This window comes from Belnapia sp. AC561 (assembly GCF_979252845.1).
In genome coordinates this window covers 56,560-80,652 of record NZ_CEEDBP010000029.1, presented here as the reverse complement: position 1 = coordinate 80,652, position 24,093 = coordinate 56,560, and the positions used below count along the sequence as shown (strand labels likewise).

23 protein-coding genes are annotated in these 24,093 nt (G+C 74.1%); 8 read left to right on the top strand and 15 right to left on the bottom strand.

The window, feature by feature from the left end:
* From AC0IW9_RS21195 to AC0IW9_RS21185, 3 genes are all read right to left on the bottom strand, one after another.
* Positions 1–501, bottom strand: a 501-nt coding sequence (locus AC0IW9_RS21195; protein ID WP_471650288.1) for a helix-turn-helix domain-containing protein, incomplete at its 3' end; no start/stop codon positions are given.
* Positions 502–638: 137 nt separating this feature from the next.
* The gene (locus AC0IW9_RS21190; protein WP_471650291.1) at positions 639–1,646 is read right to left on the bottom strand and encodes an NAD(P)H-dependent flavin oxidoreductase; all 1,008 of its coding nucleotides are present in this window, start codon (positions 1,644–1,646) and stop codon (positions 639–641) included.
* A gap of 50 nt (positions 1,647–1,696) precedes the next feature.
* A complete protein-coding gene (locus AC0IW9_RS21185; RefSeq protein WP_471650287.1) occupies positions 1,697–2,914 on the bottom strand; it encodes an aspartate kinase in 1,218 nt (405 codons plus the stop codon).
* 138 nt (positions 2,915–3,052) lie between these two features.
* Here AC0IW9_RS21185 and ubiG point away from each other — a divergent pair, with 138 nt between their 5' ends.
* Complete coding sequence (ubiG, locus tag AC0IW9_RS21180) at positions 3,053–3,808, top strand: bifunctional 2-polyprenyl-6-hydroxyphenol methylase/3-demethylubiquinol 3-O-methyltransferase UbiG (protein ID WP_471650286.1); 756 nt, start codon at positions 3,053–3,055, stop codon at positions 3,806–3,808.
* A gap of 103 nt (positions 3,809–3,911) precedes the next feature.
* The gene (locus AC0IW9_RS21175) at positions 3,912–4,157 is read left to right on the top strand and encodes a hypothetical protein (RefSeq protein ID WP_471650285.1); all 246 of its coding nucleotides are present in this window, start codon (positions 3,912–3,914) and stop codon (positions 4,155–4,157) included.
* A 36-nt stretch (positions 4,158–4,193) separates the two neighbouring features.
* Here AC0IW9_RS21175 and AC0IW9_RS21170 read toward each other — a convergent pair whose 3' ends face one another.
* The 6 genes from AC0IW9_RS21170 to AC0IW9_RS21145 form a co-directional block, all read right to left on the bottom strand.
* Positions 4,194–4,679 (bottom strand): DUF1178 family protein, encoded by a 486-nt coding sequence (locus AC0IW9_RS21170; RefSeq protein WP_471650284.1) that lies wholly within the window; start codon positions 4,677–4,679, stop codon positions 4,194–4,196.
* Positions 4,680–4,754: 75 nt separating this feature from the next.
* On the bottom strand, positions 4,755–5,015 hold the full coding sequence (gene grxC / locus AC0IW9_RS21165) for a glutaredoxin 3 (protein ID WP_471650283.1): 261 nt from the start codon (positions 5,013–5,015) through the stop codon (positions 4,755–4,757).
* A 42-nt stretch (positions 5,016–5,057) separates the two neighbouring features.
* Positions 5,058–5,279: a hypothetical protein gene (locus AC0IW9_RS21160; RefSeq protein WP_471650282.1), complete on the bottom strand. Its 222-nt coding sequence runs from the start codon at positions 5,277–5,279 to the stop codon at positions 5,058–5,060.
* 127 nt (positions 5,280–5,406) lie between these two features.
* A complete protein-coding gene (locus tag AC0IW9_RS21155) occupies positions 5,407–6,237 on the bottom strand; it encodes a double zinc ribbon domain-containing protein (RefSeq protein WP_471650281.1) in 831 nt (276 codons plus the stop codon).
* A complete protein-coding gene (locus AC0IW9_RS21150; RefSeq protein ID WP_471650280.1) occupies positions 6,234–7,817 on the bottom strand; it encodes a rhodanese-like domain-containing protein in 1,584 nt (527 codons plus the stop codon). The genes AC0IW9_RS21155 and AC0IW9_RS21150 overlap by 4 nt, the downstream gene beginning before the upstream one ends.
* Positions 7,818–7,891: 74 nt before the next feature.
* Entirely contained in the window at positions 7,892–8,644 is a 753-nt protein-coding gene (locus tag AC0IW9_RS21145) for a glutathione S-transferase (RefSeq protein ID WP_471650279.1), read from the bottom strand.
* A gap of 108 nt (positions 8,645–8,752) precedes the next feature.
* On the opposite strand from AC0IW9_RS21145, the gene AC0IW9_RS21140 reads away from it, so the two are divergent.
* The 4 genes from AC0IW9_RS21140 to AC0IW9_RS21125 are packed head-to-tail and all read left to right on the top strand — an operon-like array spanning position 8,753 to position 12,870.
* Positions 8,753–9,973, top strand: coding sequence for a polyhydroxyalkanoate depolymerase (locus tag AC0IW9_RS21140; RefSeq protein WP_471650278.1), 1,221 nt, complete (start codon positions 8,753–8,755; stop codon positions 9,971–9,973).
* Positions 9,974–9,982: 9 nt separating this feature from the next.
* Positions 9,983–11,272 (top strand): NCS2 family permease, encoded by a 1,290-nt coding sequence (locus AC0IW9_RS21135; RefSeq protein WP_471650277.1) that lies wholly within the window; start codon positions 9,983–9,985, stop codon positions 11,270–11,272.
* 3 nt (positions 11,273–11,275) lie between these two features.
* Positions 11,276–11,932 carry a polysaccharide deacetylase family protein gene (locus tag AC0IW9_RS21130; protein ID WP_471650276.1) on the top strand — a complete coding sequence of 219 codons (657 nt, stop codon included), beginning with the start codon at positions 11,276–11,278 and terminating at the stop codon, positions 11,930–11,932.
* Positions 11,929–12,870, top strand: coding sequence for a Bug family tripartite tricarboxylate transporter substrate binding protein (locus AC0IW9_RS21125; protein ID WP_471650275.1), 942 nt, complete (start codon positions 11,929–11,931; stop codon positions 12,868–12,870). The genes AC0IW9_RS21130 and AC0IW9_RS21125 overlap by 4 nt, the downstream gene beginning before the upstream one ends.
* Here the strand turns inward: AC0IW9_RS21125 and AC0IW9_RS21120 are convergent.
* The 3 genes from AC0IW9_RS21120 to AC0IW9_RS21110 form a co-directional block, all read right to left on the bottom strand.
* Positions 12,867–17,444 carry a chromosome segregation SMC family protein gene (locus tag AC0IW9_RS21120; RefSeq protein WP_471650290.1) on the bottom strand — a complete coding sequence of 1,526 codons (4,578 nt, stop codon included), beginning with the start codon at positions 17,442–17,444 and terminating at the stop codon, positions 12,867–12,869. The genes AC0IW9_RS21125 and AC0IW9_RS21120 overlap by 4 nt on opposite strands.
* Positions 17,445–17,551: 107 nt before the next feature.
* Positions 17,552–18,187, bottom strand: a complete 636-nt coding sequence (locus AC0IW9_RS21115; protein ID WP_471650274.1) for a thioredoxin domain-containing protein — start codon at positions 18,185–18,187, stop codon at positions 17,552–17,554.
* Between the two features lie 61 nt (positions 18,188–18,248).
* On the bottom strand, positions 18,249–18,716 hold the full coding sequence (locus tag AC0IW9_RS21110) for a DUF721 domain-containing protein (RefSeq protein ID WP_471650273.1): 468 nt from the start codon (positions 18,714–18,716) through the stop codon (positions 18,249–18,251).
* Here AC0IW9_RS21110 and AC0IW9_RS21105 point away from each other — a divergent pair, their 5' ends adjacent.
* Positions 18,717–19,793, top strand: coding sequence for an A/G-specific adenine glycosylase (locus AC0IW9_RS21105; RefSeq protein ID WP_471650272.1), 1,077 nt, complete (start codon positions 18,717–18,719; stop codon positions 19,791–19,793).
* 149 nt (positions 19,794–19,942) lie between these two features.
* Positions 19,943–21,646: a glycosyltransferase family 39 protein gene (locus AC0IW9_RS21100; RefSeq protein ID WP_471650271.1), complete on the top strand. Its 1,704-nt coding sequence runs from the start codon at positions 19,943–19,945 to the stop codon at positions 21,644–21,646.
* Between the two features lie 3 nt (positions 21,647–21,649).
* On the opposite strand, the gene AC0IW9_RS21095 is transcribed toward AC0IW9_RS21100, so the two are convergent.
* From AC0IW9_RS21095 to AC0IW9_RS21085, 3 genes are all read right to left on the bottom strand, one after another.
* Positions 21,650–22,867, bottom strand: a complete 1,218-nt coding sequence (locus AC0IW9_RS21095) for a M20/M25/M40 family metallo-hydrolase (protein ID WP_471650270.1) — start codon at positions 22,865–22,867, stop codon at positions 21,650–21,652.
* A 92-nt stretch (positions 22,868–22,959) separates the two neighbouring features.
* Positions 22,960–23,799, bottom strand: coding sequence for a CmcJ/NvfI family oxidoreductase (locus AC0IW9_RS21090; protein WP_471650269.1), 840 nt, complete (start codon positions 23,797–23,799; stop codon positions 22,960–22,962).
* A gap of 28 nt (positions 23,800–23,827) precedes the next feature.
* Positions 23,828–24,043, bottom strand: coding sequence for a DUF1127 domain-containing protein (locus AC0IW9_RS21085; RefSeq protein ID WP_471650268.1), 216 nt, complete (start codon positions 24,041–24,043; stop codon positions 23,828–23,830).
* Positions 24,044–24,093 lie beyond the last annotated feature (50 nt).

The following is a 24,093-nucleotide window of genomic DNA, read 5'->3' as shown; positions in this document are numbered from 1 at the left end:
GCGGATGCCCAGCGACTTCAGGATCTCCCAGCCGACATGGACCTCCTCCTCCGGTTCCGCCGAGAGCGAGACCCGCACGGTGGATGCGGTGCCGCTGCCGGACCACTGGTACCAGCCGAGGTAGCCGCCGACCGCCAGCACCGCGCCGGCCAGGATCACCGCTCCGGCGGGGACGCCGCGTTCCGGCACCGCCTCGGGGAAGATCAGGTCGGTCTTGCGCTGGACCACGGGGCCGCTGGCCTCGCGGAAGCGGCGCACCACCGCGGTGTCGTCGAGGCCGAGCGCCTTGGCATAGGTACGCACGAAGCCGACGGCATAGGCGGGGGCGGGCAGGTCCCGCACGCGGCCCTCCTCCAGCGCCACCAGATAGGGGCGGCGGATGCGGGTGGCGGTGGCGACATCCTCGACCGAAAGGCCGAGGGACAGCCGCGCCTCGCGCAATTCCTCGCCGAGGCGGGCGGCTTCGCCGGCGGCGGGCTCGGGCCGGAGGGAGCGGTTCATGGGGAGCGGTTCATGCCGTCCGGCGCGCCCAAAGGTACGCCCAGTGGTACGCCCCTTGGTACGCCCATGGCCCGGTGCCCGCCGCCGGGGAGGCGGCAGTTCCGATCCGGGCGCGGCGGGCGGATTTCACCGGAACGTCACGTGGCGCGGCGGGCGAGGACGGCGGCCGCCTGGGCGATCAGCTCGGCGATGATCTCGGCCGCCGGGGCCTCGCGGTCCACCATGCCGACCGATTGCCCGGCCATGAGGCTGCCGTTCTCGACATCGCCGTCGACCACGGCGCGGCGGAGCGCGCCGGCCCAGAAATGCTCGATGTCGAGCTGGGCGGCCTCCTTGGTCAGCTCGCCCGACTGGAAGCGGGCCAGCGTCTCGGCCTGATGGGCCATGAAGCGCTTGGTGCCGGTATTGACCAGGGCGCGCACCGGGATGACCGGGAAGCGCTCGTCGATCTGCATGGTCGGCACCGCATCCCGCGCATTGCCGCGCAGGAAGGCACGCTTGAACAGCGGATGGGCGATGGACTCGGTGGCGCAGACGAAGCGGGTGCCGAGCTGGGCACCGGCGGCGCCCATCTCGAGGTAGGCGAGGATCGCCTCGCCGCGGCCGATGCCGCCGGCGACGAAAATCGGCACCTGCTCGCCGAGGCTCGGCAGGATTTCCTGGGCGAGGACGTTGAGCGAGACCGGGCCGATATGGCCGCCGGCCTCGGAGCCCTCGATCACCAGGGCATCGGCGCCGGAGCGGACCAGCTTCTTGGCCAGCGCCAGCGCCGGGGCGAAGCAGACCACCTTGGCGCCGCCGTCCTTGGCCTTGCGGATGGCGGCCGTCGGCGGGATGCCGCCGGCGAAGACGATATGGCCGACCTTGGCTTCCAGGCAGGTATCCACGAGCTGGTCCAGCCGCGGGTGCATGGTGATGAGGTTCACGCCGAAGGGGCGCTGCGTCAGGGCCTGGGTGCCGGCGATCTCCTGCGCCAGCCGCTCGGGCTCCATCGCGCCGCAGGCGAGCACGCCGAAGGCGCCGGCATTGGACAGGGCGGCGACCAGGTTGCGCTCGCTGACCCAGCTCATCGCGCCGCCCATCAGGGCGTAGCGGGCGCCGAAGAAGGCGGCGCCGCGGGCCATCAGCGCATCGAGGGCCGCCATGCCGTCCTGCGGCGGGGCGGCGGAGACGGGGGCGAGGCTGTCCATCGCGGTCAGCCCGGCCCGTCGAGGCCATAGGCGGTGTGCAGGGCGCGCACCGCCAGTTCGGTATAGTCGGCGCCGATCAGGACGCTGACCTTGATCTCGCTGGTCGAGATGACCTGGATGTTGATGCCCTTGTCGGCCAGCGCCTGGAACATGGTGTTGGCGACGCCGGCATGGCTGCGCATGCCGACGCCGACGACGCTGATCTTGGCGACGTCGGGGTCGGCGACCAGGGCCTCGTAGCCCACCTCGGCCTTGTCCAGCACGTCCTGGGCGCGGGCCAGGTCGGCCTTGCCGACGGTGAAGGTCATGTCGGTGCCGGCATCGGCGCCGATGTTCTGCACGATCATGTCGACGTTCACATTGGCCTTGGCCAGGGTGCCGAAGACATGCGCGGCGACGCCGGGCCTGTCGGGCACGCGGCGCAGGGTGATCTTTGCATCGTCCCGGGAATAGGCGATGCCGCTGACGATGGGCTGTTCCACGATCTCGTCCTCATCCACCACCAGGGACCCTGGCTTGTCCTCGAAGCTCGACAACACCTGCACCCGGACGCGCTGCTTCATCGCCAGCTCGACCGACCGGGTCTGCAATACCTTGGCACCGACCGAGGCGAGTTCCAGCATTTCCTCGTAGCTGATGCGGTCCAGCTTGCGGGCGCGGGGCACGATGCGCGGGTCGGTCGTGTAGATGCCGTCGACATCGGTGTAGATGTCGCAGCGGTCCGCCTTGACGGCGGCGGCGATGGCGACGGCCGAGAGGTCCGAGCCGCCGCGGCCGAGGGTGGTGATGCGGCCCCGCGTCGGGTCGATGCCCTGGAAGCCGGCGATGACCGGGACCTGGCCCTGCTGCATGCGCTCGACCAGGACGGCGCCCTCGATGGCCTCGACCCGGGCCTTGCCATGCGCGCTGTCGGTGCGGATCGGCACCTGCCAGCCCTGCCAGGACCGGGCGTCGACGCCGATCGACTGCAGCGCGATGGCAAGCAGGCCGGTCGTGACCTGCTCCCCGGTGGCGACCACCGCGTCGTATTCCCGCGCGTCGTGCAGCGGCGAGAGCTCCTGGCACCACTTGACCAGCTGGTTGGTGACGCCGGACATGGCGGAGACGACGACGGCCACCTCATGGCCGGCCTCGACCTCCCGCTTCACGCGGTTGGCGACGTTGCGGATACGGTCGAGGTCGGCGACGGAGGTGCCGCCGAACTTCATCACGATACGGGCCATGGCGGGGTTGTTCGGGTCCGGAAAAAGTGGCCGTGGGTGGTGCGGCGTGGTTGCGGCCACGGGAAGGGCGGCACAGATACCGATGTGGCCCCCCGGCTGCAACATTTGGCGCGGGAATGGGCGGGGAGAGAGCGACGCATGGCTGAGGTGAGCCGGGGGACCGGCCAGGGGATGGCCAGCGCGATCGGCGCGGAGATCGCCAAATTCGACCGGCTGGCGGCGCAGTGGTGGGACCCGCGCGGGCCGATGGCGCCGCTGCATGCGATGAACCCGGCGCGGATGGGCTGGATCATCGCCCGGCTGGCCCGCCGGCGTGGGCGGGACCCGGCCGGGCCGGCGCCGCTGGCCGGGCTGCGGGTGCTGGACGTGGGCTGTGGTGCCGGGCTGGCGAGCGAGGCGCTGGCGCGGGCCGGGGCGACTGTGACGGGCCTCGATGCCGCGGCCTCGGCGCTTGGCGCGGCACGGGCGCATGCGGCGGCCGAGGGGCTGGCGATCGACTACCGGGAGGGCATGCCGGAGGGGCTGCTGGCCGCGGGCGAGCGCTTCGATGCGGTGGTGGCGCTGGAGGTCATCGAGCATGTGGCGGACCGGGACGATTTCTGCCGGCACCTGGCGGGGCTGCTGGCGCCGGGGGGACAGGTCTTCGTCTCGACCCTGAACCGGACGCCGCGGTCCTTCGTCATGGCCAAGCTGGGGGCGGAATACCTGCTGCGGCTGCTGCCCATCGGGACGCATGACTGGCGGATGTTCGTCCGCCCGGCGGAGCTGGGGGCCGGGCTGCGGGCGGCGGGGCTGCGCGTGACGGATATCACCGGGCTGGTGCGGGACCCGCTGGGCGGCGGCTGGCGCTGCGGGCGGGACGTGGGGGTGAATTACTTGGTGATGGCGGAGTAGGGCGCACTTGTTGCCGAAAGGGAATGCTTGACGTGCTGCCTGCCGATCCACAATTTGACGGCATGGTATCTGGGACTTTCCGCCGGATCACGAGGACTGTCCAATGAGTTCGACAACCTCAGACCTGCATGACCGGAACCTGCTGGCCCAGATCGACCGGGCGCAGGAGGAAACCCGCGAATCCGCGGCCGAGCAGCACAAGCTGACCGCCGAGGCGGTGAAGCTCATGGCGGAAGCGGCCAATCTGCGCATCGCCCGGATCATCACGCCGGTGGCGGCGGTGGTCGCTGCCCTGGGTGCCCTGACGGCGGCGGCGCCGGTGATCGCCCGCTGGCTGGGCGCCGGCTGATGCCGGCCTGGACGTAACCCTGGCCCGGAAGCCGGTTCAGTCCGCCCGGGGCACCCAGGGGATGCGGGCGACCTCGATGCCCTCGTCGCGCAGGGCCTCGGCATCGGCGGGGCTGGCCTCGCCGTAGATGCCGCTGCGGGTGCTGTCGCCGCGGTGGATCTTGCGGGCTTCCTCGGCGAAATTGGGGCCGACGTAGTCGCAGTTCTTCTCGACCTCGGCGCGGACCCGCTGCAGCAGGGCGACGAGCTGGGCCGGCACCGGGCCATTGGCGGCGACCTGCTGGGAGGGGGCTTCCGGGACAGGCGTCGTGGCGGGGACCGCCTCGGGCGCGGGCAGTTCCTTGGCCCGGGCGCTGCCCTTCTTCGGGATGGCGGGGGCCATGAGCTGCTTGGCCACGTCGGTATTGCCGCAGGCCGGGCATTCGACGAAGCCGGCCTTGGCCTGCTTGTCGAAGGCCTCGCTGTCCTTGAACCAGCTGTCGAATTCATGGCCCGCGCCGCAGCGCAGATCGTAACGGATCATCCCCAGCCTTTCCGGTGCCGCGACCAAATCCTGCTATACCCTGGCAGCCGGGCAAGTCGAGTGCCAGCAGCGCGGTCAGGCCGCGGCGAGCAGGGGGTCCAGCTTGCCGGCGCGGTCCAGCGCCGTCAGGTCGTCGGAGCCGCCGATCGCCCGGCCGTCGATGAAGATCTGCGGGACGGTCGTGCGGCCGCCGGAGCGCGCGATGGCGTCCTTGCGGGCCGGGGACCCGGTGGGTGCGTCGATTTCCTCGAACGCGACGCCCTTGCGGCTGAGCAGCGCCTTGGCGCGCTCGCAATAGGGGCAGAAGAGAATGGTGAAGATTTCGACCTTGGGCATGCCGGCGAATTTGGCTGCCGGCCCGCCCGGTTCAAGGGTGATTCAGAGGCCGGGCAGCAACGATACGCCGAGCGCCGAGACCAGCGCGAAGATCAGCGCGATGGCGGCGAGGAAGGCGGTCAGGTCGCCCTGTTCCATGGCCACGGCCAGCACCTTGCCGGACTGGCCGGGGCTGGGCGGGATGGCGAAGGGCGAACCGGCCATGATCTCGTCGGGGTCGATGTCCAGCAGGTCTTCGGCATGGGGGCTGGGGCAGGTGGCCATGGCGCGGATTTCCTTGGTGCGATGGGGAAAACCTCGCAGGGGGAAGTAAAGCGAAGATGAGGATCGGGGGCGGCAGGGCCGATCCACGGAACTTGGGACGGTGCGGCAGGAATAAGCCGCCGATGTCTCAATAAGACGCAGTATTCGCCCGGCGTGGTCCGGGCGGCGCTTCCAGCCGCGGGTCCGGCACCCGGGCGGCGGCCAGCACGTCCACCGCGGCGGCGCCGGCGGCCAGCAGCAGCCGGGCGCAGGCCTCGGCCGTGGCGCCGGAGGTCATCACGTCGTCCACCAGCAGCACCCGGCGGCCGGCGATGCGGGCGGCGGCGCGGCGGGACAGGGTGAAGGCATCGGCCAGCACCGCGGCGCGGGCGGCGGCGCCGAGGTCGCCCAAGGGGGGCGTCGGCCGGGCGCGGCGCAGCAGGTCCGGCACATGCGGCTTGCCGGCGATGCGGGCGAGCCGGGCCGAGAGCAGCGCCGCCTGGTTGTAGCGGCGCGACAGTAGCCGGCGCCAATGCAGCGGCACCGGCGCCAGCACATCCGCCCGGGCCAGCAGCGCGGCGCCGGCGCGGGCCATGTGGCGGGCGAGCGGGCCGGCCAGCTCGGTGCGGTCGCCGTGCTTGAAGGGCAGGATCAGGCGCTGGGCGCCGGCATCGTAACGCAGCGCGGCGCGGGCGGTGGCGTAGGCGGGGGGGCGGTCCAGGCAGGCGGGGCAGAGGGGCCCCGCGGCGCTGGGGGTGCCGACGCCGGCATGCGGGAAGGGCACGCCGCAGCGGGCGCAGAGCGGTGCGGTGACGAAGGAAAGGGTGCCGAAGCAGGCGGCGCAGAGCGCCCCCTGGTGGTCCACCTCCGCATCGCAGGTCAAGCAATGCGGCGGCAGGATGGCGTTCAGCAGGCCCTCGCCGAGGCGGCGGCCCCATTGCAGGGAAAGCCGGCCGAGGGTGGCCCTGGCGGTCGTCATTTTTGCCCGAAGCGGGCGTCGCCGTCGCGGGCGACCTCGTGCACCAGGTCGATCTCCCAGGAGAGGTATTCGCGCATGGCCGCCTCGACCCCGTCGTTGCGGTCGTAGGGGCGGAGATAGGCGTCGATGCAATCGGCATCGGCCGGGACGCGGCGGTCCTTGGCGAGCGGCAGGCCGGCCGCCTTCCAGGCCGCGAGGCCGCCGGCCAGCAGCTTCACCGGGGCGGGGACCAGGGCCTGCAATTCGGGGATGGCGAGGCGGGCGATCGCCTCGTCCGGCCCGGCGACGACCACGCTGCGGTCGCCGGTGAGCTGCGGGGCGAGGCCGGCGAGGCGGCTGCGGACGCCCCAGAGGGCGCCGGGGATATGGCCCTCCCGGAAGTCGGTGGAGCGGGAAAGCTGGACCACCTGGGCGCCGCCCTCGGCCAGCAGGGCGGAGAGCTCGGCGGGGGAGATGGTCTTGGGATGGATGGCGGCGGCCTCGGGGCAGGTGGCGGGCTGGGTGCCTTTCTCCAGCCGGCCGGCGAGGCCGTCCTCCAGCACGTAGACCTCCCACTGGCCGAGCTGGCGGAGCCAGCCGCCGGTCATCCGGGCGCGGACGCCGGTGTCGTCGACCAGCACGATGCGGGCGCCGCGGACCGCGACCCAGTTGTCGGTGCCCTGGACCAGCTGGCCGCCGGGGGCGCTGCGGCTGCCGGGCAGGTGGCCGTCGGCGTATTCGGCCGGGTCCCGCACGTCGAGCACATGGGTGGTGCGGCCGGCATCGGCGAGCAGCCGGTCGAGACCGGCGCGGTCGAGGCGGCGGACGCCCCAGTCCTCGGCGAAGGCGGTGGCGCGGGCGAGGGCGGTCGGCAGGCTCTCCGGCGTGCCGGTGGGGAAGCTGGCGGTCTTGCCGCGGTCGCAGGCGAAGCCGGCCAGCTCCCAGCCCATGGTGCCGTTGCGGAGCGCCACGACCTTGTTCGGGATGCCGGCGGACCGCAGGCTCTCGGCGCCCATGATGGAGCGGGTGCGGCCGGCGCAGTTGACGACGATGGTGGTCGCCGGGTCGGGGGCGATCTCGCCGATGCGGTAGACCAGCTCGCCGCCGGGGACATCGATGGCGCCGGGGATGGACATGCGGTTGAACTCGTCCATCGGCCGGCTGTCGAGGATGACCATGTTCTCGCCGCCCTCGATCATCGCGCGCAGCTCGCCGGGGTCGACGGAGGGGGTGTGGTAGTGGTGCTCCACCCATTCCCCGAAGGCCTTGGAGGGGACGTTCATGCCGGAGAACAGCACATAGCCGGCCGCGGCCCAGGCCGGGGTGCCGCCGTCCAGCACGGCGAGGTCGGTGCAGCCGATGCCGGCGAGGAGGGTGGCGAGGCGCTCGGCCAGGCCGGTGCCGGCGTCCACGCAGACCACGCGGGTGGCGAGGCGGGGCAGCAGCAGGCGGGCGCGGATTTCGGCGCGGGAGAGGCCGCAGGGATTGGCCCAGAACAGGTGCGACTGGCCGAACTCGCCGTCCTCCCGCGCGTCGAGGATGGCGAGCTCCTGGCCGTCATTGATCCAGGCCTTGAGGGTGGGGGCGTCGATGCGGCGCATGGCGGGCTTCCTTGGTCGGCTTTGCCGGGAGCCTAGCAGCTTGGACCCGCGGGAAGGAAACCGGGCGCGGGCGCTCAGAATTCCGCGTCGAATTCCAGCTCGGTGATCCGCGCCTCCGGTTCCTCCTTCGCTGCGGCGATCCAGTCCTGCACATCCGGCCAGGACAGGATGGTTTTCGCATAGGCCTCGCAGGGTGCGTCCAGCGCCACGTCGTAGGTGCGGAAGCGCAGCACCACCGGGGCGTACATGGCATCCGCCACCGTGCGGTGCTCCCCGAACAGCCAGGGGCCGCCCCATTTGGCGAGGCAGTCGCGCCAGAGCTTGCAGATGCGCTCGATATCCGCCCGCGCCGCCGACCAGACGGTGAAGCCCGGGACATGGGCGCGCAGGTTCATCGGCAGGGAGGAGCGGAGCGCATGGAAGCCGGCATGCATCTCGCCGCAGATGGCACGGCAGCGGGCGCGGGCCAGGCGGTCGGCCGGCAGCAGCCCGGCCTCGGGCCGCAGCTCGTTCAGGTATTCGGCGATGCCGAGCGTGTCCCAGATCTCGGCGCCGTCATGGATCAGGCTGGGGATGAGGATGGAGGAGGATTGCAGCAGCAGCTCCGCCCGGGTGGAGGGGTCGTCGGGCGAGACGGTCTCGGCGCGGAAGGGCAGGCCCGAGAGGCGGAGGATGAGCCAGCCGCGCATCGACCAGGAGGAGTAGTTGCGGCTGCTGATGCGGAGCACCGCCGCGGGGCCTGCCGCCGGCGCCCCGTCCTGCCGGGCGGCGGGCTTAGTGGAAACGGGCCTGGTGGAAACGGATTTGGGACGCTTCGTCTCCGACATGCCGAAATCCTTCGCTTCGGGCAAAAGAGTAGCAGTGCGTTCACGGTTGCGAAACGGCGGTCTGCTGTCACCATGGGCCAGCCGCAGGGGCGGCGCGACAGGGGTGGCATGATCTACCAGATGTTGCAGGCAGGGCAGGACATGCTCAACCCGATGCGCCTGCTCGCCCGGGGCATGGGCGGCATCCTGGGGCAGGTGGACCCGCGGCATCCGGCATTCGAGGGGCTGCGGCTGCTGCGCGGGGCGCTCGAGACCTTCGGCCATGCCGGGATCGGCGACCGGCGGCCGGCCTTTGCGATCGGCCCGGTGCGGGTCGGCAACCGGCTGGTCGAGGTGACGGAGGAGGTCGTCGCGGCGACGCCCTTCGCCAGCCTGCTGCACTTCCGGAAGGATATCGACCTCCGCCTGCCGCGGGTGCTGGTGGTGGCGCCGATGTCCGGCCACTTCGCCACCCTGCTGCGCGGCACGGTGCAGGTGCTGCTGCAGGACCACGATGTCTACATCACCGACTGGCACAATGCCCGCGACGTGCCGCTGGCCGAGGGCCGCTTCGGCCTCGACGAATTCGTCGCGCACATCATCCAATTCATGGAGGCGATCGGGCCGGGCGGGCATGTGCTGGCGGTCTGCCAGCCGGTGGTCGCGGTGTTGACTGCCGTCGCCGTCATGGCGGAGGACCACAACCGCGCCTCGCCGCGCACGATGACGCTGATGGCCGGGCCGATCGACACGCGGCAACACCCGACCAAGGTGAACGAGCTGGCCAATACCAGGCCGATCGAATGGTTCGAGCGGAACCTCATCGACAAGGTGCCCTTCCGCTACCGGGGCGCCGGGCGGCGGGTCTATCCGGGTGCGCTGCAGCTTTCGGCCTTCATGGCGATGAACATGGACCGGCACGTGAAGGCGCATCAGGACCAGGTCTGGAACATCGCCGATGGCCAGGTGGCCAAGGCGGCGATGCACCGGCGCTTCTACGACGAGTATTTCGCGGTGATGGACCTGCCGGCGGAATTCTACCTCGAGACCGTCCGCACCGTGTTCCAGGAGCATGCGCTGCCGCTCGGCACCCTGACCTGGCGCGGCCGGCCGGTGCGGCCGGAGGCGATCCGCCGCACGGCGGTCATGACCGTGGAAGGCGAGAAGGACGACATCTGCGGCATCGGGCAGACCATGGCGGCGCTCGACCTCTGCCGCAGCGTGCCGGTCACCATGCGGCGCCATCACCTGCAGACCGGCGTCGGCCACTATGGCGTTTTCAGCGGCCGGCGCTATGCCCAGGCGATCTATCCGCGGGTGCGGGAGATGATCCAGGCGCATGAGGGGTAAGGGGCTGGTATGCTGGAGCGGCTGTTCGGACTATCCGCGCGGGGGGTGACGCCGCGGGGCGAGGTGCTGGCGGGGGCCACGACCTTCCTGACGATGGTCTATATCGTCGTGGTCAATCCCTCGATCCTGGCCCAGGCCGGCATCGACCCGGGCGCCGCCTTCGTCGCCACCTGCCTCGCCGCGGCGATCGGCTCGGCGCTGATGGGGCTGCTGGCGAACCTGCCCATCGCGCTCGCGCCGGGCATGGGGCTGAACGCCTATTTCGCCTTCGCCGTCGTGCTGGGGATGGGCGTCTCCTGGCAGGTGGCGCTGGGGGCGGTGTTCCTCTCGGGGCTGATCTTCCTCGCGGTCTCCTTGCTGCGGGTCCGGGAATGGCTGGTGAACGGCATCCCGCTGTCGCTGAAGCTCGGCATCGCCGCGGGGATCGGCTTCTTTCTCGGGCTGATCGGGCTGAAGGGGATGGGGCTGGTGGTGGCGCATCCGGCGACCCTGGTCGGGCTCGGCAAGCTGGGGGAGGTGCCGGTGCTGCTCTCCTGCCTTGGCTTCCTGCTGATCGCCGGGCTCTCGGCACGGCGGGTGCCGGGGGCGATCATCATCGGCATCATCGTGGTGGCGCTGCTGGGGGTGCCCTTCGGGCTGACGCAGTTCAAGGGCATCGCCAGCCTGCCGCCGTCGCTGGGCCCGAGCTTCCTGCAGCTCGACATCGCCGGCGCCCTGCGGCTCGGCGTGCTGGGGATCGTCTTCACCTTTTTCCTGGTGGACCTGCTGGACAATACCGGGACGCTCATCGCCACCACCCACCGGGCCGGGCTGATGCGGCCGGATGGGACGGTGCCGGGGCTCGGCCGGGCGCTGCTGGCCGATAGCGGCGGGGCGATCACCGGGGCGGTGCTCGGGACCTCGACCACCGTCAGCTACATCGAGAGCGCGGCGGGGATCGAGGCCGGCGGGCGGACCGGGCTGGTCGCGGTGACGGCGGCGGTGCTGTTCCTCGCGGTGCTGTTCCTGGCGCCGCTGGCGACCGCCATCCCGGGCTTCGCCACCGCGCCGGCACTGGTCTTCGTCGCCTGCCTGATGGCCCAGGCGCTGCGCGGCGTCGATTGGGACGAGGCGACGGAGTATGTGCCCGCGGTCATCACCACCCTGGCGATGCCCTTCACCTTCTCGATCGCCACCGGCATCGGGATCGGCTTCATCACCTATGCCGTGCTCAAGCTGGCGGCGGGGCGGGCGCGGGAGGTGAGTGGCGCGGTCTGGCTGATCGCGGCACTCTGCGTGGTGAAATTCGCGGTGACCTGACCGATGCAGCCGATCTGCCTGAGCTTCGACAACGGGCCCGAGCCGGAGGTGACCCCGGTGGTGCTGGAGGTGCTGGGGCGGCGGCGCATCCCGGCGATGTTCTTCGTGGTCGGCGAGAAGCTGCGCGACCCGGCGGCGCGGGCCATGGCGGAGCGGGCGCGGGCCGAGGGCTATCCGGTCGGCAACCATACGCTGACGCATGGGGCACCCTTGGGCCGCCGCGGCGGGGCGGAGGCCGTTGCCGAGATCGCCGCGACCGATGCGCTGCTCGGCGGGCTGCGGGAGCCGGAGCGGTACTTCCGCCCGAATGGCGGTGGCGGGACGCTCGGGCGGCATCTGCTGAATTCCTCCGCCGCGGCGCATCTTCGAAAGGGCGGGCATACCGTGGTGCTGTGGAATGCGGTGCCGCGCGACTTTGCCGACCCGGATGGCTGGCCGGAGACGGCGCTGGACATGGCGGCGGCGGCGACCGAGCCGGTGCTGATGGTGCTGCACGACCTGCCGAACGGGGCGATGCGGCACCTCGACCGGGTGCTGGGGCTGCTGGCGGATCGCGGGGTGGAATTCCTGCGCGAACCGCCGGCCGCCTGCGTGCCGCTGCGGGGCGGGGTGCCGGGGCCGGGCTTCGCGGATTATGTCTCGGAGGATGTTTCGCCATGAAGCGGCGGGTATTGCTGGGCAGCCTGGTGCTGCCGGCCTTGGCGCAGGCGCAAGGCGCGCCGGTGCGGCTGGTGGTGCCCTTCGCCGCCGGGACCACGACCGATATCCTCGGCCGCATCGCCGGGGCGGCGATCTCGCGCGGGCTGGGCCAGCCGGTGGTGGTGGACAACCGCAGCGGCGCGGGGGGCACCATCGGCAGCGCCGCGGTGGCGCAGGCGGCGCCCGATGGGCTGACCCTGCTGTTCGGCACCAGCGGCACCATGGCGACCAACCCGGCGATCATGCCGGGCATTCCCTATGACCCACTCCGCGACTTCGCGCCGATCGCCAGCTTCGCCGGGACCTCGGTCGTGCTCGGGGTGCGGCCGCAGCTGGGCGTCGCCTCGGTCGGGGAGTTCCTGGCGCTGGCGCGGCGGCGCTCGGTCTCGATGGGCTCGGCGGGCACGGGGACGACGGGGCACCTGACCCAGGCGCTGCTGGAACTGCGGACCGGGGTGCCGACGACGCATGTGCCCTACCGCGACGGGGCGCGGGCGGTGACGGACCTGCTGAACGGTACGCTGGACGCCATGGTCTACCACCCGCTCGGCTTCCTGCCGCATATCCAGGCCGGGACCATCCGGCCGCTGGCGGTGACCGGCGCGGCGCGGCACTTCCTGTTCCCCGAGGTGCCGACCATGGCCGAGGCCGGGGTGCCCGGCGTGGTGGTGGAGGGCTGGTGGGCGCTGTACGCCCCGGCCGGGACGCCGCCGGCGCTGGTCGCGCGGCTGAATGCGCTGGTGAACGGGGCGCTGGCCGATCCGGCGACGCTGGCGGAGTTGCGGCGGCAGGGGCTGGAGGTGCTGGGCGGCACCGCCGAGGCGCTGGCGGAGAAGACCCGGCGCGAGCTGGCCGGGCAGCGGGAGCTGGCGCAGGCGGCGGGGATCACCGTGGATTAGCTGGCGGCCTGCTGGCCTTCCACCATCTCCACCGCGCGGCCGAGGTCGACGCTCAGCAGCCGGCTGACGCCGCGTTCCTGCATCGTCACGCCATAGAGCCGGTGCATCCGCGCCATGGTCAGCGGGTGGTGGGTGACGATGAGGAAGCGGGTGCCGCTTTCCGCCGCCATGCCGTCGAGCAGGTCGCAGAGCCGCTCCACGTTGGCGTCGTCGAGCGGGGCATCGACCTCGTCGAGCACGCAGACCGGCGCCGGCTGGCAGCGGAAGACCGCGAAGATCAGGGAGAGGGCGGTCAGCGCCTGCTCGCCGCCGCTCAGCAGCGAGAGGGCGGACAGCTTCTTGCCCGGCGGCTCGGCATAGATCTCGAGCCCGGCCTCCAGCGCATCCTCGGAGCCGACCAGCGCGAGATGGGCGCGGCCGCCGCCGAAGAGCCGGCTGAAGAGGGCGCGGAATTCGGTATTGACCCGGTCGAAGATGGCGCGGAGCCGCTCGCGGCCTTCGCGGTTCAGCGAGCCGATCGAGCCGCGCAGCTTGGCGATGGCGCTGCCGATCTCCTCGCGCTCGCGGGTGATGGTGGCGATGCGCTCCTCGATCTCCGCCATCTCGACATCGGCGCGGAGGTTGACCGGGCCCATCTCCTCCCGCTCGCGCGCCAGGCGTTCCAGCTTGCGGCGGGCCTTGTCTTCGGCGGCGTCGGTCAGCTCCTCCGGCGGGGGGAGCTCGGCGCCCTCGCCGAGGCGTTCGGTGACGCGCTCCTCGACCGCGGCGGCGGCGGCCTCGGCCTGGGCGGCGGCGCCCTCGGCGCGGAGCTGGGCCTCGCGGGCGGCGGCGAAGGCGGCGTCGGCGGCGCGGCGGTCCTCGGCGGCGGCCTGGCGCTCGGCCTCGGCGGCGGTGAGGCGTCGGGCGGCTTCGGCGTGCAGGGCCTCGGCCTCGGCCAGGATGGCGCCGGCCTGGCGGCGGCGGGCGGCGGCGGCTTCGGGGGCCTCGGCCAGGCTGTCCCGCGCGGTGGCGGCGTCGGCGGCGCGCTGGCGGAGCTCGGCGAGGCGGCCGGCGGCGTCGGTGCGGCGGGTGGCCCAGTCGGCGGCCTCGGCGGCGATGGCGGCGCGGCGGGTGGCGAGGCGTTCGCGCTCGGCGCGCAAGGCAGCCTGGGCTTCGAGGGTGGCGCCTTCCGTGGCGCGGGCGGCGGAGAGCGCGTCGCGCGCGGTGGCGACGCCGGCGCGGATGAGGGCGAGGTCGGGGATGGCGGCCTGGGCGGCGCGGGCCTGGTCCAGGGCGGCGGTGGCCTCGGCGGCATCGGCGGCGATGCGCTCGAGCTGCGGGGCGAGGGCGGCGACCTGGCTTTCGGCCTGGGCGGCGGCGGCGGTGAGGCGGGCGGCCTCGGCCTGGGCGGCTTGCAACGCGGCCTCGGCGGCGGCGCGGGCCGCGCGGGCGGCGGCTTCGGCGGCCAGCGCCGATTCTTCCTGCCGGGCGGCGGTGGCGGCGGCACTGCGAAGCGTTGCCAGCGGCGGCAGGGCGTCCAGCGCGGCCTGGGCGGCGGCCTCGGCGGTGGCGGCCTCGGCGCGTTCGGCGGTCAGGCGCTCCAGCTGCGGGGCCAGGGCGCCGATGCGGCTTTCCGCCTGGGCGGCGCTGGCGGCGAGGCTGGAGGCGGCGGCGCGGGTGCGGGCAAGGGCGCTCTCGGCCTCGGCGCGGGCGCGGCGGGCATTGGCCTCGGCGGCGGCGGCGGCGGCTTCGGCGCGGGCGGCGGTCTCGGCCTCGGCATTGGCCACGGCGGGGGCGGGCAGGGCGGTCAGCGCCTCGGCGGCGCGGGCGGCGGTGGCCTCGGCCTCCCCGAGTTCGGTGGCGAGGCGGGCGAGCTGGGGCTCCAGCGCGCCGAGCCGGCTGCTGGCGGCGGCGGCGGCGGCGGTCAGGCGGCTGGCCTCGGCGCGGGCGCGGGCGAGGCGGGCATCGGCGAGGCGGCGGGTCTCGCGCGCCGTGGCCTCGGCGCGGCCGGCGGCGGCTTCCGCGGCCTCGGCCTCGGCGCGGGCGGTGGTGGCGGCCTCGGCGTCGGCGGCGGTGGCGGCGATGCGGGCCTCGGCGGCACGCAGGCGGTTGCGCTGCTGCAGGCGGATGGCGCCGGGGTTGGGGGCGTCGGCGCGGGCGGTATGGCCGTCCCAGCGCCAGGCGGCGCCGTCGCGGGCGACCAGGGCCTGGCCGGGGGCGAGGGCCGCCTGCAGCGCGGCGCCGTCGGCGCCCTCGGGCAGCAGGCCGACCTGGGCCAGGGCGCGGGCCAGGGCGGGCGGGGCCTCGACCAGGGTGGCGAGCGGGGTCAGGCCCTCGGGCAGCGGCGGCGCGGCGGCGAAGGGCGGCAGGTCGCGCCAATGGCGGGCGGCGGCGGGGTCGGTCGGGCTTTGCAGTGCCTCGCCGAGCGCGGCGCCGAGGGCGGCTTCGAGGCCGGGGGGGACGGAGACGGCGTCGATGACCGGCGGCGCGGAAATACCTTCCCCTGGGCCGGCGCCCTGGCCGGCGGCCAGCGTCTCGCCGAGCGCCTGGACCTCGGCGCTGGCCTTGGCCTGCTCGGCGGCGGCCTCCGCGGCGGCGGTGCGGGCGGTTGCGTGGCGGGCGGCGGCGGTGGCGCGGGCGGCCTCTGCCGCGGTGATCGAGGCCAGGGCAGCGGCGAGGGCGGATTCGGCCTCGGCGGCTTCGGCCTGGGCGGCGGCGACCAGCTCCGGGGCGACGGTGGCGGCGCGGGCGGCGTTACGCTCGGCCAGCAGGCGGGCGTGCTGGGCGCGGGCCTGGGTGGCGCGCTGGGTGGCGGTCGCGTGCTCGGCGCTGGCGCGGTCGCGGCCGGTGCGGGCCTCGCCAGCGCGGCGGCGGGCGGTGGCGTGGGCTTCCTGGGCGGCGGCGCGGGCGGCCTCGGCGGCTTCGAGCGCGGTGCGGGCTTCGGCCAGGGCCTGCTCGGCGGCCTTCGCGGCGGCATCGGCGGCGGCGAGGCGCTCGGGCGGGACGCGCTGGGCCAGGGCGGCGGCGTGCTCGGCGGCGAGGCTGCCGTGCTGGGCGGCGATGCGGCCGGCGCGTTGGGCGGCCTCGGCGAGGGCGGTGCCGGCGCGACCGGCTTCGGCCTCGGCGGCGAGGGTCTCGCGCCGGGCGGTGGCATGGGCTTCCTGGGCGGCGGTGCGGGCGGCCTCGGCCTCGGCCAGACCAGCGCGGGCGGAGTCCAGGGCGGCGGCGGCGGCGGTCGCCTCGGCCGCGGCCATGTCGCGCAGCTCAGGCTCGATGCGGGCGACCAGCGCCGTGGCGTGCTCGGCGGCCAGCGTGTCGCGCTGGGCGGTCAGGCGGCGGGCGCGCTCGGTGCTGGCGGCCAGCTCCATGGCGGCGGCATTGGCGCGGGCGGCGATGGCGGCGGCTTCCTCGGTCGCCGTATTGGCGGCGGCCTCGGCGGCGCGGGCGGCGTCGGTGGCCTCGGCCAGGGCGCCGGCGGCGGCTTCCAGCCGGGCGGGGAGGCTGGCCTCGGCGGCGGCGAGGCCGGAATCCTCCCGGCTCAGCCGGGATTCGGCGGCCAGGGCGTCGGATTCGACCGCCTCGGCATGGCCGAGGTCGCCGGCGATGCGGGCCAGGGCGGCCTCGGCGGCTGCCAGCGCCTCGCGGGCGCGGCGTTCCTCGGCCTCCAGCCCCTCGGCCTCGATGCGGCGGCGTTCGAGGGCGGTGCGGGCGATGGCTTCGGCCTCGCGCGGGGCGGGCAGGCCGCGTTCTGCCTCGAAGCTGCGGATGGCGGCGGCTTCGGCGGCGGCCTCGGCCTGCCTGGTCGCGGCGCTGGCGGTGGCGAATGTGGCGCTGGCCAGGGCGAGGGCCGTCTGGGCGCGGGCGCGCAGCAGGGCGAGCCACTCGGCCTCGGCCTGGCGGACCAGGCCGGAGAGGTTGCGGTAGCGGTTGGCCTGGCGGGCCTGGCGCTGCAGGGAGTTGCGCTGGGTATCGAGCTGGCCGAGCAGGTCCTCGGCCCGGCCGAGGTTGCTCTCGGCCTGGCGCAGCTTCAGCTCGGCCTCGTGCCGGCGGGCGCGGAGGCCGCTGATGCCGGCGGCTTCCTCCAGCACCTGCCGGCGCTCCTCCGGCTTGGCGGAGATCATCGCCGAGACGCGGCCCTGGCTGACCATGGCCGAGGCGCGGGCGCCGGAGCCGATGTCGGCGAACATGGTCTGCACGTCGCGCGCCCGGACCTCCCGCCCGTTGATGCGGAAGGAGGAGCCGTCGCCGCGGCCGATGCGGCGGATGATCTCGAGCTCGGGCGCTTCGGCATTGGGCGGCGGGGCGAGGCCGGTGGCGTCCTCCAGGTACAGCGAGACCTCGGCGAGGTTGCGGCCGGGGCGGGTGGCGGTGCCGGCGAAGATGACGTCGTCCATCTCGCCGCCGCGCATCGACCGCGCGGAGGTCTCGCCCATGGCCCAGCGCAGGGCCTCGACCACGTTGGACTTGCCGCAGCCGTTCGGGCCGACGATGCCGGTCAGGCCGGGCATGACCTCGACGAGGGTCGCCTCGGCGAAGCTCTTGAAGCCGGCGATGCGGAGGCGGGCGAGGGTTGCCCGCGGCGCGTCGCGCCGCACCGGTTCATCCTCGGGCGCGTCGCGCCGCACCGGTTCATCCCCGGGCGCGTCGCGGCGCGGCGCCGCGTCCTCCTCCGGCGGCAACGGCTCGTCCTGCCCGGCGTCGGTCAACCGCGCCCCGCTTCCCCGACCAGCTGCTGGAAGCGTTCGAAGGGCATGTTGCCGGACTGGTTGCGCGGGGTGCCCTTGCCCTGGAAGCTGAAGCTCGGGGTGGCGGAGACGCTGAACTCCTTCTCCGCCTGCATGCGCTGTTCCAGGATGGCGCGCTGCAGGCCGGCATCGGCGACGATCTCGTCGAAGCGCGGCTTCGCCATGCCGGCCAGCGCCGCCATCTTGGCCAGCTCGGCGGTCGGGTCGCCGCGGGTGAAGGCCCAGCGGTCCTGGCTTGAGAGCAGCGCGCCGATGAAGCCCTCGTAGCGCTCGGCCGGCAGGCTGCGGGCGACGGCGGAGGCGAGCAGCGCCAGCTGGTCCAGCGGGAAGTCGCGCCAGATCATGCGGATGGCGCCGGTCTCCACCAGCTCCCGCTTCACCCGCGGGAAGACCTCCTTATGGAAGGCGGCGCAATGGGTGCAGGTGAGGGAGAAGAACTCCATCACCTTCACCGGGGCCTCGGGGTTGCCGATGCCGCGCTCGGTGAGCCGCGGGTCCGTGCCCTGGGTGGGGGCCTGGGCCTTGGCGAGGGAGACGAGGCCGGGTGAGGCGGCCAGCAGGGTGGCGGTGGCGAGGATGGAACGGCGCAGCATGCGGCCTCCTGGGCGGGCGGGGCAGAATCCGGCAGCCGGCCCAAGGGGGAAGGCCTCGGGGTCAGCCGCGGGTTCGATAGACGCCCTGTGCCAGCTTTGCCAGCGCCTCGCGCAATTCGCCGGCCGGCAGGGTCTCCATGGCGGCTTCCACCCGGGGCGGCAGGGGCGCCTCGGGGCGCGGCCCGGGCCGGGGCGGGGCGATGCTGCCGGCGGCCTGCTGGACGAATCGCAGGCGCTCCACCAGGGGCTTGCCCACATGGCCGTTGATCCGGGCGATCAGCTCGGGCGCCAGATGGGTCAGCTCCATCGCCACCGGGCCGACGCAGCCGATGGTGAGCGTGCCGCCGCTGACCCGCTTCGGACTGGTGACGGCGGCGAGCGAGGGCCCAACCACCTCCGCCCAATCGGCCATCAGCATGGCGCCGGCGGGGGACTTCTTGCGGAAGACCGGGCGGGTGAGGCTGGGGATGAGGGCGCCGAGGGCACGGGGACCCCACACGAATCGCTTGTCTTCGCTATCCTTCGTCATATGCCCCTCCCTTCCGCGACCGACCTGCTGACCTGGTACGACCGGCACCGCCGGGTGCTGCCCTTCCGCAACATAGGCACTGGGATGCCGGATCCCTACCGGGTCTGGCTGTCCGAAGTGATGCTGCAGCAGACCACGGTGGCGGCGGTCGGGCCGCGCTTCGACCGCTTCCTGGCGCGCTTCCCGGATGTGGCGGCGCTGGCGGCGGCGCCGGATGCGGCGGTGATGGAGGAATGGGCCGGGCTCGGCTACTACGCCCGGGCGCGGAACCTGCATGCGGCGGCACGGGCGGTGGTGGCGCTGGGGGGCTTTCCCCGCAGCGCAGCGGGCCTGCGGGCGCTGCCGGGGATCGGCGCCTATACCGCCGCGGCGGTGGCGGCGATCGCCTTCGGCGAGCCGGTCGTGCCGGCGGATGGCAATGTGGAGCGGGTGGTGGCCCGGCTGCTGGCCGAGGAGACCCCGCTGCCGGCGGCCAAGCCGAAGCTGGCGGCGCTGGCCCAGGGCTTCATGACGGATGCCGCGGCGCGGGCCCGGCCGGGGGACTTCGCCCAGGCGCTGTTCGACCTCGGCGCCACCATCTGCACGCCGCGGGCGCCGGCCTGCGCGCTGTGTCCCTGGCGCGGCGGCTGCGCGGCGCAGGCCCAGGGCATCCAGGCCGAGCTGCCGCGCAAGACGGCGAAGAAGGCCCGGCCGCTGCGGCATGGGGCGCATTTCCTGCTGACCGATGCGGAAGGGCGGGTGCTGCTGCGGCGGCGGCCGCCGAGCGGCCTGCTCGGCGGGATGCTGGAGGTGCCGGGGGCGCCCTGGCGGGAGGCGCCCTGGGGCGAGGCGGAGGCGCTGGCGCATGCGCCGGTGCTGCCGGGACCTGGGCCGGGGCTCGACTGGGTGCCGGTGCCGGGGGTGGCGCGGCATGGCTTCACCCATTTCGAGCTGGAGATGCGGCTCTTCGCCGCCCAGGTAGCTCGGCTCGAGGCACCAGTGGGGATCCCATCGGGGCTGGAGGCGCGGCCCCTGGCCGAGGCGGCGGCGGCGCTGCCGACGGTGATGCGCAAGCTGCTGGTGCTGGCGGACCGGTGACGGGAGGCTGACATCGCCTGACCGGAATGTGCGAGGCGGCGCAGCAACGATTCGCCCTAAAGACGGTCGGCCGCAGTCGGCGGCCTGCATCCCCGCCGCCTGGCTTGCCGAGGGGCTGACCACGGCGGCGCGCCATGAGGGACCGATCGATGCAGCTCTCGAGTAGCGGGGCCCTGGGCCCCACGGCCGCGGTTCCGGCGGGCCTCCTGGGGAGGTTCTCCCGCCACCTGCCGCTGGCGGGCTTCGGCTTGGCGCTGGTGGTCTTCCTCGGCACGGTGCTGGGCTGGATCCTGCGCCATCCGGAGGTCAGTGGCTGGGACCAGATCGGCTACGCGGACGAGCTGCAGCAGGACCTGCTGGCGCGGGCCCAGGGCGGCCTGGGCGCGTTGCGGGATTCGCTCTTCCTCGAGGCGCGGCATCATCCGCCGGGGGCGCGGCTGCTGGGCCTGCCGCTCGGGCTGCTGCTGGGCCATGCCGACCTGACCGCGCTGCGGCTGCTGGCCTGCGCGATGAGCCTGCTGACGGCGCTGCTGGTGGGGCTGACGGCGCGGCGGGCGGCGGGACCCGCGGCCGGGCTGCTGGCCGCCGCGGCCTATCTGCTGGCGCCGGTGACCCTGTTCTCGGCCGAGGACTTCCTGAGCGAATCGGTGCTGATGCCGGCGCTGGCCGGGCTGCTGTGGTGCCTGGCGCGGGAGGTGACGGAGGAGGCGGGCTGGGGCACCGCGGCGCTGCTGGGGCTCTGCCTCGGTGCCGGGGCGCTGGCGCGGCTGAGCTTCATCCCGCAGGTGGCGCCGGTGCTGGCACTGGGGCTGCTGCTGGTGCTGTGGCGGGACCCGGCGCGGCTGGGCCGGCTGGCGCTGGCCGGGCTGCTGGCGGCGCTGGTCGCCTGGCCGCACTACGCCCTGAATGCCGGGCGCTACATCGGCTATGCCCGTTTCGCGCTGGAGGACTGGAGCTCGCATGAGCTGAAGGCCGACAGCCCGATCGGCTATCCCGGCAATTGGCTGGCCTTCGTGGCGGATTGGGCCTTCGGGCCCTTCCTCGCGGTGGGCTTCGTGCTGGGCCTGCTGGCGCTGGCGGCTTTGGCCTGGCGCGGCCGGCCGGCGGGATGGGGCTGGGCGCCGCTCGGCGCGGTCTGGCGGAGGCGGCCGGCGCTCGGCATCGCCCTGGTGGCGCTGCTGCTGGCGGCGCCGCCGGTCGCCGGGCATTTCCTCGCCAGCAACCACAATCCGCGCTTCCTGCTGGCGGCGGTGCCGGGGCTGGCCGTCGCCATGGCCATCGGCTTCGCCGGGCAGGCCCGGGGCGGGCGCGGGCTGCTGGCGCTGGGCTTCGGGCTGGTGGCGGCCCAGGCGCTGGCGCTGGCCGCGGTCGGCCGCTGGCCGGCGCCGCCGCCGCTGGCCGGGCTGAGCTCCATGCAGTCCCGCCCGGGGCTGGCCTGCGACTGGCGGGCGGTGGTCGGGCAGATGGGGGAGCGGCTTAGGGACGGCGCGGTGCCGCGGCTGCTGGTCATCGGCCAGGCCGATGGCTTCAACCAGGTGCAGGTATCCTATGCCTTCCACCGGCAGGGGCGGCTGGTGGAGGTGGAGCCGCTGCGGTCCCGCGCCGCCTGGCCGCAGCTGGCGCGGGAGGCCGGGCGGGCCGACGGGGTGCTGGCGCTGGTCGGCGCGGACCCGAGCGATATCCCCTTCTACCGGCAGAATTTCCGCCGGGCGCCGGGGCAGGTGGAGGAGCGGCTGGACCTGGTGCCGGAGGCGGTGCTGGCGCGGCTGCAGGCCGAGGCCGGCTTCACCCGGCGGGAGGAGATCGCCGCACCGGGCGGCGGCGCCTGCCGCGCGGTGCTGCTGGGGCGGTAGCCCTCAGGCCTCGGCCAAGCCGGCGACGGCGAGGATGGTGGCGAGGCTGGCGGACATGCCGCGCAGGCTCTCGGTCTTCTCCACGTCGATCCATTCCTCCAGCGAATGGGCCCGGCCGCCGCGGCCGCCGGAGCCGATCTTGATGGCGGGGATGCCGAGGCTCATCGGGATATTGGCATCGGTCGAGGAGAACTCGTGCTTCGGCGCGTAGCCATGCGCGGCGACGGCGGCGGTGGCGAGCTGGACGATGTCGGCGCCGGCGGGCGTGTGGCCGGCGGGGCGGTCGCCGATCGGGGTGATCTCGACGGTGACCGGGCCTTCGCGGGTGGAGCGGGCGGCATTCTCGGCGGCGACCGCGGCCTCGACGCCGGCGAGGAATTCACCCTCCAGCCGGGCGAGTTCGGCGGCGGATTGGGAGCGGAGGTCGACTTCCATCCAGACCGCGTTGGGGATGGCGTTCACCGAGGTGCCGCCGCCGAGGACGCTGACGCAATGGGTGGTCTGCGGGTCGGTCGGCGCGGCAAGATCGGCAAGCGTCAGGGCGGCGCGGGCCATGGCGTAGCTGGGATTGACCAGGCCGAACGCCGAAAAACTGTGGCCGCCGGGGCCGCGGAAGGTGACGCGGAAGCGCTTGCTGCCGATGCCGCCGGTGACGATGCGGTCGACCTCCGGGCTGTCCACGGTGAAGAAGGCCTGGATGCGGTCGCGGTGGCGGCCGTCCTGGAACAGGTGGCGGACGCCGCGCAGGTCGCCCAGGCCTTCCTCGCCGACGTCGCCGACGAAGAGGATGTCGGCCCGGGTGCGGAGGCCGGCGGCATCCATGGCGCGGATGAAGGCGAGGTTGACCGCGAGGCTGCGGGTATCGTCGCCGACGCCGGGGGCAAACAGCTTGGTACCCTCCCGCCGCACCGTCACGTCGGTGCCGGCGGGGAAGACGGTGTCGAGATGGGCGGCGACGACGATGGTGGCGCCGTTGCCGGTGCCGCGGCGGCGGCCCATGACGTTGCCGATGGCGTCCTGCTCGACCTCCTCGAGCCCGTGCTCGCGCAGCATGGCGAGGTAGGCCGCGGCGCGGGCTTCCTCGGCGAAGGGCGGGGACGGGATCTCGGTGAGGGTGACGATGTCCTCGACCATGCGGTCGTGCTCGCGGTCCAGCACCGCGGTAGCGGCCTGGAAGCGCGGGTCGGCGAGGATGGCGGCGATGGTGGCGGCGGGGGTCATGGCGGTTCCGGCTGAGGCGATTGGGGTCGCGGCCTTGCTAGACCGCTCCCCGCCGGCTGTCGCCCCGGGAATTCTCCCCGGGGCGGGTCGCCTCAGGCCGGGTGGAAGACCAGGGCCCGCAGCTCGATGCTTTCGCGCGGCGGCGCATCGGCCGGGGCGGTGGGGTCGATGAAGGCGGTATGCGGCGCCCAGCGGGCGCGGCCATCGGTGGCGCTGTCGTAGCATTTCAGCAGCAGCGCCTCCTCCGGCTGCATCGCCGGGGCGTAGAACCAGCGGTGCGCCGGGTTGTGGCGGAGGTAGTACAGCTCGCCGGTGCGGTCGGGGTAGACCAAGTCGGCGGGGGCGAGGTCCCCGGGCGCCAGGCTGCGGGCATCCATCATGGCGAGCGGGGCATCCACCACCGGGCCGCGGATCGGCCGCCAGAGGTTGATGATCTGCACCCGGCCGCGCAGCAGCGCATCGGCCTCATCCGGCAGCAGGTCGCGGACCCGCTGCGGGCCGGAGCGCTCGGTCTGGTCGATGTGGATGCGGGTGACCGGCTGGCGCTGGCCGGTGCGGTCCTCCTGGCCGGGGATGCGGCGGCGCAGGGTATGGTCGAAGACATGGACGCGGGCGGCGCCGGTCGCGTCGCGCAGCAGCCGGGCGGCCTCGGGGTAGACGATGTCGCGGATGGCGGCGGGATCGTCGTAGCCGGGGGCGGCGCTGGGGTGGCGGAGCAGGGCGAAGCCGTGCGCGTCCAGGGTGAAGGCGTCCCGCCGGGCGCGCAGGTCGTGGATGGGCATGACATGCGGGTCGGGGAGGGCGTTGCTGCGGGGGCCGCCGTCCGGCGGGTCGTAGGTGAGGTTCCGCAGCCTGGCCGCGCTGGGGGCGACGTAGTTCAGGCTGGCTTCGAGCGTCGCGGTGCGGGCGCGGCGGGTCAGGGTCGTGCTCATCGGGCGGTCTCCGTGCGGGGTGGGGCGGTCAGTCCTGCCAGGGGAACTTCCGGGCCTCGATGGCGACGTCGTAGGGGGTGAGGCCGGCGTCGCGCAGGTCCCGCGCCTCGAGGCGGCGGAGGTCGGCGCGGTCGCGGCTGCGGCGGAGCCAGAGGGCCAGCGTCCTGGTCCAGGGCGTCGCGGTCCGGGGGGCGCGGGTGGAGGCGAGGGGGGCGTCGAGGACGGCGATGCGGGCATGGGACATGGCGGGGTGCTCCTTTGCCGCTCAATTTATCCCTGCGCCGGGGGAGTATA